A 13750-nucleotide genomic window follows, 5' to 3' on the forward strand; every position below is an offset into this window, starting at 1 on the left:
GATTTAGCCGCCAAGACTTAGACTAGCCTGTGAAAGAGGCCAATATTTTACATCTACTTTACCTACTAATTGCGTTTGGGAAATAAAACCAAATGAACGGCTGTCTAAACTCTCGCCACGATTATCTCCCATAACAAATAGCTTTCCGTCCGGAACCTTAGCCTCGCCAGTTATCTCTTTAAGTGTAAAGTCTTCTGTTTGCGGCTTGTTACTTAACGTAGCTTGAGCATAATCTTGCAAAAAACCTTCTTCCACATAGTCCCCATTTATATATAATTTATCATTTTGATATTGAATGGTATCTCCTGGGATCCCAATAACCCTTTTTACGTAATCCTCTTTTTCATTGGCTCGAAAAACGATAACATCAAATCGATCGACTTCGGTTAAATCATACACAAATTTGTTTACCATCAGCAAATTACCATCATCCAAAGTGGGCTCCATGGATTCACCTTCTACGACGTAACTAGCAAACAAAGCCGATCGACTGACAAATATAATCATGGCCCCAAGCAAGAAAACTGCGACCACTTTCCGATATTTATTTTTCATTCTTATCTTCCTCCAGAGTAATTTCTACTAATAGCTTACCCTAGAAAGCGATATTTTAATCTTGCTGAGAGTCTGATTCTTCACGCAACTGCGCTTTTTTCTGCAATCGTTTTTCAATATACTTTCCTACCATCCAAAATAGGACGATACATCCACCAATGACAATGGTTTTTACTGGATTTTTTGCAAATTCCATAATGCTCGAACCTACATAGGCAATAGAGAAAATCATGACGGATTTCCCCATGATCACGGCTAATATGAATTGTTGCGTACTGATTTTAGACAACCCAGAAACGACGTTAATAACAGATGATGGAGAAAACGGAAAACACATTAATAAAAATAATGGCCCAAATCCATGCCTTTCCAGCCACGCGGTTACTTTCCTCACCTGTTTATTTTTACGGATCACTATAAAAATCTTCCGATCACCCAGTTTGCGAATAATTAAAAAAACGAGTATCGCCCCAAGTGCGGATCCTGCCCAAGATAAAATAAACCCTTCCAGCAGCCCATAAGCAGCTGCATTAGCAAATACAAACACAACTAAAGGCAGAAACGGTAAAAATGCTTCAATAAACGGTAATAAAATACCTGGAAGCGGTCCTAAGCTCTCATAGTTTTGCAACAGTTCCATTATGTACTCATCAAAGTTTTCACTATCAAAAATCATTTCCCAATCGGATAGTTGGATGTCTAATAAAAACATGTAGTAAATCTCCTCGATATATGAATGTCATTTTTCCTTAATATAAAGTTTTAACACATTTAAGGAAAGCGTATAGAAGTTACCAGCAAAGTGAATCTTTCCAAACCTTTTCATCGCCATTCTTCCCTATAGTAAATAGTTAGATGTTATAAAGCTTTGCGCCCCACGAAGTGCGAGATCAAACAAGCAGAAATTTTGGTTCACTTTTTCGATATATTTGCCCTTTTGTCAGTGAGTTAAACTTTCTCTATTACATGTAAACTATTTCTATTTTAATGGAAAAGAACAAATATGCATAGTCCTATCATTCATATTGCCACTTTCTTTTCTTTTTAAATCATTATGAATTGAATTTTTTTATGACTATCGCATATACTATCGTTATAGGAACAAACGTTCTCGTAAAAGGAGGGGCCTTTTTGCGCTACTTAAATGAAGATGAATTGGCGTTAGCATCACGTTTTCTGTTTCTTTCCATGACTATTGTTGTCATCCAACAAGATATTTACTTTCTACAAGCAGGGGGATTTAAAGCATTTAAAATAAAAGAGGCATACTTAGAAGTCTTAAAAAAAATGGAACATCTCGCACTTCAGGAACGAAAAAGCTTGCGAAAAACCATGCAACAAAAACAGATACAGGTTGTGAAGCTTGATAAGAACGACTCATTTTCATCTTATTTGTTTCTGTGTCAAGGTCGTGAGGAGAAACGAAGTTATTTTAATCCAGCCATCCGAAAGAAGGTAAAACTTATTTTTGAGGAGTTGATGGAAAAATCAATTCTGGTTGATCGATATGCTTCTTTAAAAACTTGAGGCGGTTATTTAATAAATAACGGAATTGAGCTGTTCGCTGAATTTGATTTAACATGGATCCGTATGAAATTTCTAACACAATGCTTTTTCCATTATGAAAGATAATTTCAGTATCATATTCGTCCTTTTTTTGAACTTGGTCAATATGGGAATGAGCAATCCACGTACACTGCGAACTAGATGGAGAAATGGTAGGGAAAAAATACATACCGCTCAGCGGATCGACGGTAATCGGTGCTTTATGCGTGATTCCACAAATATCACGTGTTCCATCTTGCCTTCCTTTAAGACTACTTCCAAAATATTTACATGCATGGTCAATCATCTTACTTGGTGTACAGCCAACTGCATATTCTCCCTGTTCTTCAAGCACCATCGTCATTGGTTTATTATTAGAATCACGTTGGGCAACCAATGCAGCAGTAAAGGGGGTGATTTCTGGGGGTTCTGTATAAAAGTTAAACATATTTTCATCCTTTCCTAGTAGAAAAGAAAGTGGCTTATATATTAAATTACCAAACTTCTGTGGAAAAAGAAAGGACAAAGGCGCGGGTCGCCCGTTTAGCAACGTAGCGAATGAACGAATCAACTAAAAATAAAGGACTCATGCCACTAAAACAGGGGTATGCCGACGTCTGGGGGGGGGCAAGCCCGTTTTTAGTCGGCCTTCCTCTTAGCGACGAAACGATGAGACCTTATCGTAGGGCGCATTTCTAAAGTCGCCTAGTTGCTGGGCTCATGCGCCGGACGTGACTAGTCGGTTATTTCGCTATCCACAAGCACCTCATTTTATAGATTCCTATACAACAATAAAGCGAATTTTCTATTTCGTTTATGTATTCGTTATTCAAAACGAACAAAAATTATATTTTAAAAGTTATCAAACAAAGCTAGGCTCACCATAGAAGGAAAAACCAAGTTTGCTAATCGATTAAGCTCCAAAAGGGAAGGCAGCATATAATAAATCTCTCCCTTCTACACTCTATAAAGTGAATCTTCCACCAGTGGGAGTTTTCATTCTCCCCACGGCTTGTTAGTACCGTAATGGTATGACCTAAAGACCTCTTACGAAACAGGGCATTATGGTGCTGTTAGCCCCCGCTTAGACTTGTTGCAATACAAATCATCCAAAATACGGAAGTGGGAGTCTTACAGCACCTTATACACGGGATAAAAGCTTCGATGTCTGCGGCAAACACCAAATCTCTTCTTTTTATTGAAGCACTTGTTCACGTAGATTTTTCCTTAAAATTTTCCCTGTTGTATTCTTTGGTAATTCATCCAAAAATATTATATTTGCGGGAACTTTATATTTAGCTAAATAGGTTTGACAAAATGCTGTTAAGTCCTCTTTCGTTAAATTAGGACTATCTGTCACGACAAAACATTGTACTGCCTCACCAGTTTCTGGATCAGGAGAACCTAACACAGCTACTTCTACCACATTAGGATGACGATAAAGAACTTCTTCCACTTCACGAGGGTAAACATTATAGCCCCCTACTAGTATCATATCTTTTTTGCGGTCCACAATATAAAAGTACCCTTCTTCATCCATGCGCGCCATATCCCCTGTATATAACCAACCATCTTTTAAAACTGCTTTTGTTTCCTCTGGAAGTTTGTAGTAACCTAGCATGACATTTGGTCCGCGGACAATTAATTCGCCTACTTCACCAGTAGCCACTTCTTCCCCCCACTCATCCACCACCTTATTTTCAACTCCTTGGATACTACGACCAATAGATCCAGGTTTACGTGGACGGTCTAATGGATTGAAGCAAGTGACTGGAGAAGCCTCGGATAACCCATACCCTTCAGAAATCTTCACATCAAAGGCTTGCTCAAATCCTTTTAATAAAGCTACAGGCATAGAAGCACCTCCAGAAATACAGAAGCGAATAGTTAAAAATGGATTTTCTTGATCACTGCTTTTTGCTTGTAATAAATAATTATACATGGTTGGTACACCAGCAAAAATGGTTGCTTGATATGTTTTACTTAATGCAAATACAGCAGATGGTGAGAATTTCGGTAGAATAAGAATGGTTCCTCCATTCATTAATGGTGCATTAACCGACACTGTTAAGCAAAACACATGAAACATAGGTAAAGCCGCAATTACTTTATCCCCATCATTTATACTTAGATAATCAGCTACATCCTTTGCGTTGGAATATAGATTATGGTGGGAAAGCACCGCTCCCTTTGGTGCACCTGTTGTACCTGATGTGTACAAAACAATAGCCGGATCATGTTTATGTAATTCTGGACCGAAAAAATGAGGCTTCCCCAACTGAAGAACTTCTGAAAAAGCGTGCATTTTTTGCTGCGAAATCGATACTGTCTGTTCCTCTGCCCCGGAATCACAAACAATATAATGCGAAATATCTAACTCACGATCCATAGCCTGAAATTTTTCTAACAATCTGTCTAACGTTATGACAGCTTGTACATCGCCATTATGTAATATATAGTTCATTTCAGTTGGTGTATATAATGGATTGATTGGGATAACTACTAAGCCTAGGCGTAAAGCACCATATAGACCAATAATATAATACGGACTATTCCCAACCACCAAAGCAATATGGTCACCTTTTTTATAGCCGAGCGACGCCAAACCAGAGGCAAATAATGTCACCACTTGATTAAGTTCTTGATAACTTGTCATGTTATGCTCAAAAATGTAGGCTGGCTTTTCCGCATATTCCTGTGCCGTTATGGACAATTGCTCGCTGATATTCATATTATTCCCCCTTACTCACTAAAAATGAATGAATAATCATTCATTTTAGCGGAGCTTGAAATTTTCTCTTTCACATATCCCCGTCAAAACTATACGAATCGTTAAACAATTCAATTATATACGAGGTGCGTTTTCAAATCAAGCGGAAACGCTGTCAAAAAGAGATGCATTATCAGCCCGTAGAAAAATGAAAGGGCATGAGTCCAATATAGTTTTGGAGCTCATACCCACGTTTAGATAATAAATTTCATTATATAAAAGTATTCACTTAGTTACCGTTTTTTTCACATTAATAAATTAAATGTATAAAGTCTTCCTTGGTTATCTTTCCTAAATAACGAGGGACATCAACATCTGCTAATGCTTCTTCTATCGCTTCTTGTTGATGACGAACACCAATTAATTTATTTTCCAAGACACTAATTTCTCCGACTCCAAAAAAATCACCGTAAATTTTACAGTTTTCAATCATTCCTTTTTTCACATCCAAACGGACATCAACAAGACCTGCATCAAATTTATGGGAGGCTTGAATATTAAACGAAGGTGACTTTCCATAATTCCATTCCCAGTTATTATAGCGTTCACGAGAAATTTGCTTCACATTTTCCCAATCTTCTTCTGTTAATTCATAACGAGGAACTTCGGAGATATCCTCTACATCAAACACATGACGTAAAATGACTTGTTTAAATTCATCCATAGAAATTTTTTGTTCCAGAAATTCGGATATATTTGCTACACGGCTTCGAATAGACTTAATTCCTTTTGACGCTATTTTTTCCTTATTGACTTTAAGAGCTGATACAACATTTTCAATTTCTGAATCAAGCATAAGCGTTCCGTGACTGAACATCTTTCCTTTGGTTGCGTACATAGCATTCCCCGAAATTTTACGACCTTCTACAACTAAATCATTACGCCCTTTCAATTCTGCTGGTACGCCCAATTTATTTAAAGCTTCTACTACCGGCTGTGTGAATTTAGCAAAATTTTGAAAGCTGTTTCCATCATCTTTGGTAATAAAGCTGAAGTTTAAATTTCCTTCATCATGGTAAACAGCGCCACCGCCAGATAAACGACGCACCACTTTAATATCATGCTCGTTGACATATTGTGTATTTATTTCTTCAATGGTATTTTGATTTCGCCCAATGATAATGGAAGGTTGGTTCACATAAAACAGCAAAAATGTGTCTGTTTCACCAAAGTTTTCTACAATATATTGTTCTAACGCTAAGTTCATAGACGGATCTAAAATACCTTTATTATCTATAAATTTCATACCTAGTATGCTCCTTCCAACGTTTGGAAAATAAAATTTTTCTAGTTCTGATCCAGAAATCCGACAAAAGTGCACAAATTCGCGTACGTCATTTCGATGGTGATAGATAGAAATACATGTATCTCGCATATAAGGTGCTGTAAGACTCCCACTACAAGAATTGAAGAATACATGCTGCAACAAATCGAAGTGGGAGATAACAGCACCTAAACGCCCTATTTCGTAAGAGGGCTTTAGGTCATACCATTACGATACTAACAAGCCGTGGGGATGAAAGATTCACTTTATATCGCAGATCCAAACAGACGCCGCTATTGCTGAAATCCATTTAACAACTTTTTTGTATATCCACTTATAGTTTAATAAAAAACGCATAAGGAAGCAAAAGAATTCCCTCTAGGTTTCTTAAAACGAAAATATACTAAAAATTTAAACACGTTTAGTCTCGTATAGAATATTTTTAGTAACAAACTGTATACATGGATAAAGGCTACAAAATAATAGAATTCATCATTTTAATAAACTTTACGAACATTATCTTCACAAAAACATCAGACATACGTTTTAAACAGAAATTGTTATAATACAGCCACAATTAGTTAAACGCTCATCTCATTTCCCCTATACTATAGGCTTTATTTGATGGTATCCATACCACAGATTATCAGTAATTATAAAAAATAAACATTTTTGTTGTAACACAGTATTGACTTTTTACATACTGTTATATTACAATGAATCATAATTACTTAAGAGGAGGAATTCCTAATGATGAACGTTCTTGAGTTTTTCAGAAACCTACCTAAGAAAAAATGTAGTAAATGTGGTCATGATATGATTGAAAAAGCAGATTGCTATGGAAATTTATGTGATGATTGCGACCATCCAGCCAGATAGAAGAATTTATCCTGTAAGACCATCCCTTCCATCCTGCAAGTTAAAGCTTAAGAGAGTGGATGGAAGATCCAACTACAGTAATGTCTGGCTCAGCTCAGAGATCTTTCGTTCATACCATCGCGGTACTACCAATCAAATATGCAGTGAATCCTTTTTTACACTATAGGAAAGTATAAGATTTTTTTGGTTTATAGTATGAGAAAAACATAGGCTTCCACCATAAGACTTGGCGACAAGCCAAGTTTTTCTAATAAGATAAGAAACCACCATGGCTCGCCTAAAGCGCGAGCCACCATCTATCATGAAAAACTTTTGCTTTATAATGTTTAGATTCTTAAAATACTGTCTAAAATATATGAGTTAGAGAGTGCTAAATAGAGTTCTTTTTCATACAAAGTATAAAATTTGTTGCTTTGGGATAAGGGAATAACTGAATAGCCACGTCCGGCTTCAGCGCCCAGCAACGATGCGACTTTAGAAATGCGCCCTACGATAAGGCCCCATCGGTTCGTCGCTAAGAGGAAGGCCGACTAAAAACGGGCTTGCCGCCCAGACGTCGGCATACCCCTGTTTTTAGTGGCATGATTCCTTTATCTTTAGTTGATTCGTTCCATTCGCTACGTTGCTAAACGGGCGCCCCGCGCCTTTGTTCTGGGTAAAATCCTTTCTAATATCGTTACAAATTAGAAAATTCAATACCATCTGGTTGGCGATTACTAAATTTTCTTAAAACATCTATCATTATTCCTGCCATTATAATATAATGATATAAAAACAATATTTCGTAACACGTAATTTTTATGTCTAGGTAATAGTTACTTTTTATTTAAGAAAGGGGAAGCGTGAATGGTTAAACGACAAAAACGTTCTGAAGTACCGGAAAAACTCATATGGGATCTTACGGATTTATTTTCTACACATACGGATTGGGAGAATGAATTACAAGCGATTCAGCAAGATGTGGAACAATTCAGTTCTTATAAAGGAGAATTAGGAAAAGAGGCTTCCACACTGCATCAATGCATGGAAGCATACGAGACTTTTCAAAAAAGGGTTATCCGTGTAGCAACTTATGCTAATTTACGAAACAGTACCGATGGAACAGATCCAACTCGTCAGCAAGACAGTGCAAAAGTTGCTCAAGCATTAGCAAAAATCCAGGCACAGCTTTCTTTTATTCAATCGGAAATTCTTGAAATACCTACCGAAACAATTGGTGAATTTGTCAAACAACACCCTGCATTAGCAACTTACCGCAAAATGCTTGCCGACTTGATAGAAAAGAAGCCTTATACTTTATCTCCGCAAATAGAAGAACTGCTCGCTGCTCTTTCAGAAGTGCATAACGCTCCATATATGATCTATCAGCGAAGCAAATCATCGGATATGGTATTTGCGTCAATTTCTGATGAACAAGGCAATGAACTTCCTATGTCTGCTGCATTATATGAAGATCGTTATGAGCTAACAGCAGACAACACTGCTCGTAGAAACGCATATCACTCTTTTGTACAAACTCTTCAGCAATATCAGCATACATACGCTGCTATTTATGCAACAGAGGTTACCAAGCAAGTCGTCATGGCGCAGCAACGTCATTATGACAATGTAACCGATATGCTATTACATCCGCAGCAAGTTACAACAGATATGTACCATAATCAGCTTGATGTTATTCAAACAGAACTCGCACCTCATATGCAACGATTTGCGCGCTTAAAACAAGAGCAGCTAGGTCTGGATGAACTATATATGTGTGACCTAAAAGCGCCGCTTGACCCAAGCTTTAATCCGGTAACAACATACGAAGAAGCAACAGCTACTATTATTGAAGCTCTTGGTGTAATGGGTGAAGACTATCAACAAGTGATGAAACAAGCTATCGAAAATCGTTGGATCGACTTGGCTGATAATGTCGGAAAAGCAACAGGCGCTTTCTGTTCGAGCCCTTATGGAGTACACCCGTATATTCTGATTACTTGGACAGACACGATGCGCGGAGCATTTGTATTAGCACATGAATTAGGCCATGCAGGGCATTTTTACTTTGCGGGAAAAGCACAGACTTTATTTAATACGCGTCCTTCGACATACTTTATTGAAGCACCTTCTACATTAAATGAGCTTCTGCTTGCTCATCATCTATTAGCTAAGACAGATGATGAGCGAATGAAACGCTGGATTATCACCCAATTATTAGGAACGTATTATCATAATTTTGTTACGCATTTACTTGAAGCTGAATTTCAACGAAGAGTTTATACTTTAGCAGAAAGTGGAACGCCTTTAACTGCAAAAGTTCTCTCCGAGCAAAAGATAGAAGCTTTAGCAAATTTCTGGGGAGATACCGTTACGATTGATGAAGGAGCAGGGCTCACTTGGATGCGCCAGCCGCATTACTACATGGGTCTCTATCCTTATACGTACTCCGCAGGGTTAACAGTTTCAACCGCTGTAGCACAGACGATTCAAAAAGAAGGCGCTCCCGCAGCCAAACGATGGATAGAAGTGTTAGAGTCAGGAGGAACGCTTAAACCACTCGACTTGATCCAAAAAGCTGGTGTAGATATGTCCACACCAGATGCGATTAAGCAAGCTGTTGCCTTCGTAGGTTCACTTGTTGATCAGTTGGAAACAAGCTATCGAGAAGAGAAGCAGGAGCGATAAAGTGAATCTTCACTCATCCCCCACTGATTGTTAGAGGAACGAATCGGGGTATTTAGGTGCTGTTAATCTCCCACTTAGACTTGTTGCTCTACAGGTTATCCAACTCCTGAAGTGAGAGTCTTACAAGCACTTTATATACGGGATAAAGTGAACTTGTATAGCTTTCCTTGATGAGAGAAGAACCCTAAAGCTAGCTTTAGGGTTCTTCATTTTTTGCACTATAGGAATGTATAAAATTTTATTAGGGTTTTATAGTTGAACAAAGGCGCAGGGCGCCCGTTTAGCAACGTAGCGAATGGAACGAATCAACTAAAGATAAAGGAATCATGCCACTAAAAACAGGGGTATGCCGACGCCTGAGCGGCAAGCCCGGTTTTAGTCGGCCTTCCTCTTTGCCGCGAACCGATGAGGCCTTATCGTAGGGCGCATTTCTAAATTCGTATCGTTGCTGGGATCATGTGTGGACGTGACTATTCGGTTATTTCATTATCCATAAGCACCTAAGTTTATACTTTCTTATTCTTTAAGAAAAACTACGTCTATCGGCAAACTATTAAGTAAGAATTAACTTTGTTAACGTAAAACAAAATGCAATGCTTCCTGAGCCGTTCTTTCTCCTTGTTCGATACAGTCGGGAATACCTTGCCCATCGTAGGAACAACCTGTTAAAAAGACACCTGGAATTTGCGTAGCAGCTTGTTTTCTTATTTCAGCAAGTCTTTCTAAATGCCCAACTGTATACTGTGGTCTGCCATTTCGCCAACGCGTAACAACACTAAACATAGGATTTCCCTTTAATTTCATTGCTTTGTGTAAATCTTTTAATACAAGGTTTGTCAAAGCATCATCTGACTCTTCCACAATTGCTTCTTCGCCAGGTCTACCAACATAACAACGCAACAAAACTTTTCCATCCGGCGTCGTTAATGGCCATTTTTTATGCGTCCACGTACAAGCAGTAATGTGATAATTACTGTTTTTACCGACAAGAAAACCTGTTCCATCTATATCCTTCTTTATTTTCACCTTATCAAATGCCAACACTATATTCGCTGTAGACGTGGCAGGAACATCTAAAAATGGTTTTAAGATATCATATTGACTGAACATTTTTGGCACTGTGAAATGCGGTGTAGCCATAATCACAGCGTCTGCTCTGTATACGCCCCCATCACTTAGCAATAAATGGTAGCCATGTTCTTTTTTCTCAATATGGTCCACTGCTGTTTCTAAAGTAATGTTTTCTTCGCCAATCGTTTCCCTTAACCGATCAACTATTGTACCTAATCCGTTTTGAAATGAAAAGAACGCACCTGGTGCAGGCTCCTTCGTCGTTTCCTGCTTCGCTTGAGGAATGGTTTGCTTTAATCCTTTGATTAAACTACCATACTCTTTTTCCAATTGGAGAAATTGTGGATAGGATGCTTTTAAACTCATTTCCTCAATGTTTCCCGAATGAATTCCAGATAATAGCGTTTCAATCTGATTATGAAGCAATTCATTACCAAAGCGCCGTCTAAAAAAAGCTGCTAACGATTCGTCCGTCTCATCTTTTCTTTTTCCTTTCCACAAATCTGCTAACGCCCTCATTTTTCCTTTTGGAGAGATTAATGTGGAAGACAACACTGAACGAGCGCTCTTTGGAATGCCCATAAATGTGTCCTGTGGCATACGATGGAATTTATTACCTTTTAAAATATAGGATTTACCTGTAGCATTACGAACGATTTGATCCTCAAGTCCTAACTCGTTTACTAATTTCATAGCAGGGTTTTTTCGAATTAACATCGAGTCAGCACCTTGTTCGATAGTAAAGCCATCCCGTTGCAATGTCCTTATTTTGCCTCCTAATCGACTGCTTGCCTCGACAAGCTTTACCTTGTAAGGAAGCTGCTTTTCAGCGATCTCTTTTTGTAAATAGTAAGTGGCAGATAAGCCGGTTATTCCGCCACCTATAACGACAAATTGCTTCGGATTATTCATTTGCTTCACGCTTTACTTGTTTTAATACGACATCGCTTAATGTGTTAATAAATTGCGGATGTGTATTTGGCATTGCCGGACGATAATAAGCAACACCTATTTCATCACAAACCACTTTACATTCATAATCATTGTCATACAATACTTCTAAATGATCCGCAATAAATCCTACTGGAGCATAAACAAACGCTTGGTACCCCTTTTGCTCATAAAGGTCTCTCGTGAGATCTTGTACATCTGGTCCTAACCAAGGATCAGGTGTATTTCCTTCACTTTGCCACCCTATTTCATAATTCGTAATCCCAGTTGCCTCTGAAATCAATTTTGCTGTTTCTTCTAATTGCTGCGGATATGGATCACCGTTCTGCAAGATTTTTTCAGGCAAGCTATGTGCGGAAACAATAAGTACAGCTTTTTCTCGTTCTTCTTCTGTCATCTTTCTATAGACATCAGCAATTTGATCAGCCCAATATTTAATAAAGCCAGGCTCATCGTACCAACTTTCTACAGAAGTAATCATGATGCCGTGTTTTTTAGCTTCCTCATTAGCTCGTTTATTATAGGATTGTACACTAAATGTAGAGTAGTGTGGCGCCAAAACAATCGATACTGCTTCTTCCATGCCATCTTCCGCCATTTGCTGAACTGCATCCTCAATAAATGGTTCAATATGTTTTAACCCAGTATATGCTTTAAATTCATACTCATTCTGGACGGCATTTAAGGTCGCTTCCAGCTTTTCCACTTGCTGATTCGTAATTTTTGCTAGTGGGGAAATACCGCCAATTGCTTTATAACGGTCTTTTAAATCTTGTAGTGCCTCTTCCTCAGGCTTTCTACCATGGCGAATATGTGTATAATAACGCTCAATATCCTCTTCTTTATATGGCGTTCCATAAGCCATAACTAATAATCCCATTCTCTTTCTTTGCATGATTCCACACCTCTCAAATAAAAAGTTTCCGTTTTATTTACATCTCTCGATTGGTATATTCATGAATAAAAGCAGTTAGCTGTTTTAACGTAGCCGGCTGAATATCTGGCGTTACACCATGTCCTAAATTAAATACATGGTTCCCATCCGCTAAGCCTTCATCCAGGATTGCTTGCGTTCGTCTCTCTATCGTTTCCCATTCTGTTAACAAAATGGCTGGGTCCAAATTCCCTTGCAGTACCTTTGTTACACCCATTTTTCTTGCTTCTTGTATCGATGTGCGCCAATCAAGCCCGACAACATCCACTGGTAAATCATTAAATTCCATTAATAGATGACGAGCCCCCACACCGAAGATAATTAATGGAACCCCATGCCTTTGAAGTTCAGAGAATATTCTTGTCATCACGGGTTTAATAAAAATACGATAGTCAGCAGCATTTAAGCTGCCAACCCAGGAATCAAAAATCTGGATTGCTTGGGCACCAGCTTCTATTTGTGCATCAACATACGTAATCGTCATATCGGCTAACTTATCCATTAATAAAAACCACGCGTCTCGATGCTGATACATAAACGATTTCGTTTTACTGTAATTTTTTGATGGGCCTCCTTCAATCATATAGCTTGCTAACGTAAAGGGGGCTCCACTAAAACCGATCAAAGGTACTTGTAACTGCTCTTCTGTTAACAAGCGAATAGTATCGAGTACATAAGGCACATCTGCTTGCGGATTAATGGTACCAAGTTTTTCTACATCATGAATGGAATTAATCGGATTATGAATCACTGGCCCGATACCTGACTTGATTTCCACATCAATTCCTATTGCAGGCAGTGGAGACATAATATCTTTGTACAAAATTGCTGCATCAACATGATAATTTTCAACTGGTAGTCTTGTTACATACGCACATAATTCCGGCTGATGGGTAATTTCAAATAACGAATATTTTTTCTTTAACTCCCGGTACTCAGGTTGCGATCTTCCAGCCTGGCGCATAAACCAAGCAGGTGTATAATTCGTAGCCTCCCCTTTATAAGCTCGAATAATTGTATCATTAAATATGTTTGACATGCCATCCATCCTTTTTCACGTTCTTCATTTCCAATCTAACTATAACCATTACTTAGAAATGTGTATAGTATTGCC

11 protein-coding genes are annotated in these 13750 nt (G+C 38.2%); 3 read left to right on the forward strand and 8 right to left on the reverse strand.

The window, feature by feature from the left end:
• Positions 1–3 precede the first annotated feature (3 nt).
• Both lepB and BKP57_RS03830 read right to left on the reverse strand, forming a co-directional pair.
• The gene (gene lepB / locus BKP57_RS03825) at positions 4–555 is read right to left on the reverse strand and encodes a signal peptidase I (protein ID WP_050350276.1); all 552 of its coding nucleotides are present in this window, start codon (positions 553–555) and stop codon (positions 4–6) included.
• 55 nt (positions 556–610) lie between these two features.
• Complete coding sequence (locus BKP57_RS03830; protein WP_050350275.1) at positions 611–1267, reverse strand: TVP38/TMEM64 family protein; 657 nt, start codon at positions 1265–1267, stop codon at positions 611–613.
• A 419-nt stretch (positions 1268–1686) separates the two neighbouring features.
• Between BKP57_RS03830 and BKP57_RS03835 the strand changes: the two genes are divergently transcribed.
• Positions 1687–2082, forward strand: coding sequence for a YhjD family protein (locus BKP57_RS03835; RefSeq protein ID WP_050350274.1), 396 nt, complete (start codon positions 1687–1689; stop codon positions 2080–2082).
• Here the strand turns inward: BKP57_RS03835 and BKP57_RS03840 are convergent.
• From BKP57_RS03840 to BKP57_RS03850, 3 genes are all read right to left on the reverse strand, one after another.
• Positions 2018–2548 (reverse strand): competence protein ComK, encoded by a 531-nt coding sequence (locus BKP57_RS03840; RefSeq protein ID WP_050350273.1) that lies wholly within the window; start codon positions 2546–2548, stop codon positions 2018–2020. The genes BKP57_RS03835 and BKP57_RS03840 overlap by 65 nt on opposite strands.
• 747 nt (positions 2549–3295) lie before the next feature.
• The gene (locus tag BKP57_RS03845; protein WP_050350272.1) at positions 3296–4831 is read right to left on the reverse strand and encodes a fatty acid--CoA ligase family protein; all 1536 of its coding nucleotides are present in this window, start codon (positions 4829–4831) and stop codon (positions 3296–3298) included.
• A 289-nt stretch (positions 4832–5120) separates the two neighbouring features.
• Entirely contained in the window at positions 5121–6116 is a 996-nt protein-coding gene (locus tag BKP57_RS03850; protein WP_050350271.1) for a lipoate--protein ligase, read from the reverse strand.
• A 768-nt stretch (positions 6117–6884) separates the two neighbouring features.
• Here BKP57_RS03850 and yhfH point away from each other — a divergent pair.
• Both yhfH and pepF read left to right on the forward strand, forming a co-directional pair.
• The gene (yhfH, locus tag BKP57_RS03855; RefSeq protein ID WP_072741007.1) at positions 6885–7013 is read left to right on the forward strand and encodes a protein YhfH; all 129 of its coding nucleotides are present in this window, start codon (positions 6885–6887) and stop codon (positions 7011–7013) included.
• 846 nt (positions 7014–7859) lie between these two features.
• Positions 7860–9680: an oligoendopeptidase F gene (gene pepF / locus BKP57_RS03860; RefSeq protein ID WP_050350270.1), complete on the forward strand. Its 1821-nt coding sequence runs from the start codon at positions 7860–7862 to the stop codon at positions 9678–9680.
• A gap of 573 nt (positions 9681–10253) precedes the next feature.
• On the opposite strand, the gene hemY is transcribed toward pepF, so the two are convergent.
• The 3 genes from hemY to hemE are packed head-to-tail and all read right to left on the reverse strand — an operon-like array spanning position 10254 to position 13675.
• Positions 10254–11663, reverse strand: a complete 1410-nt coding sequence (gene hemY, locus BKP57_RS03865) for a protoporphyrinogen oxidase (RefSeq protein ID WP_072741008.1) — start codon at positions 11661–11663, stop codon at positions 10254–10256.
• Complete coding sequence (gene hemH / locus BKP57_RS03870) at positions 11656–12597, reverse strand: ferrochelatase (RefSeq protein ID WP_050350268.1); 942 nt, start codon at positions 12595–12597, stop codon at positions 11656–11658. Before hemH ends, hemY begins: the two co-directional genes overlap by 8 nt.
• A gap of 37 nt (positions 12598–12634) precedes the next feature.
• Positions 12635–13675 carry a uroporphyrinogen decarboxylase gene (hemE, locus tag BKP57_RS03875; RefSeq protein ID WP_050350267.1) on the reverse strand — a complete coding sequence of 347 codons (1041 nt, stop codon included), beginning with the start codon at positions 13673–13675 and terminating at the stop codon, positions 12635–12637.
• Positions 13676–13750 lie beyond the last annotated feature (75 nt).

The organism is Virgibacillus sp. 6R (assembly GCF_001895305.1).
Taxonomy (GTDB): Bacteria; Bacillota; Bacilli; order Bacillales; family Amphibacillaceae; genus Virgibacillus; species Virgibacillus pantothenticus.

Excerpts from the sequence above, each read along its gene's own strand:
- lepB (WP_050350276.1), bottom strand. The coding sequence starts at position 555 with ATGAAAAATAAATATCGGAAAGTGGTCGCAGTTTTCTTGCTTGGGGCC.
- BKP57_RS03830 (WP_050350275.1), bottom strand. The coding sequence starts at position 1,267 with ATGTTTTTATTAGACATCCAACTATCCGATTGGGAAATGATTTTTGAT.
- BKP57_RS03840 (WP_050350273.1), bottom strand. The coding sequence starts at position 2,548 with ATGTTTAACTTTTATACAGAACCCCCAGAAATCACCCCCTTTACTGCT.
- BKP57_RS03845 (WP_050350272.1), bottom strand. The coding sequence starts at position 4,831 with ATGAATATCAGCGAGCAATTGTCCATAACGGCACAGGAATATGCGGAA.
- BKP57_RS03850 (WP_050350271.1), bottom strand. The coding sequence starts at position 6,116 with ATGAAATTTATAGATAATAAAGGTATTTTAGATCCGTCTATGAACTTA.
- yhfH (WP_072741007.1), top strand. The coding sequence starts at position 6,885 with ATGATGAACGTTCTTGAGTTTTTCAGAAACCTACCTAAGAAAAAATGT.
- pepF (WP_050350270.1), top strand. The coding sequence starts at position 7,860 with ATGGTTAAACGACAAAAACGTTCTGAAGTACCGGAAAAACTCATATGG.
- hemY (WP_072741008.1), bottom strand. The coding sequence starts at position 11,663 with ATGAATAATCCGAAGCAATTTGTCGTTATAGGTGGCGGAATAACCGGC.
- hemH (WP_050350268.1), bottom strand. The coding sequence starts at position 12,597 with ATGCAAAGAAAGAGAATGGGATTATTAGTTATGGCTTATGGAACGCCA.
- hemE (WP_050350267.1), bottom strand. The coding sequence starts at position 13,675 with ATGTCAAACATATTTAATGATACAATTATTCGAGCTTATAAAGGGGAG.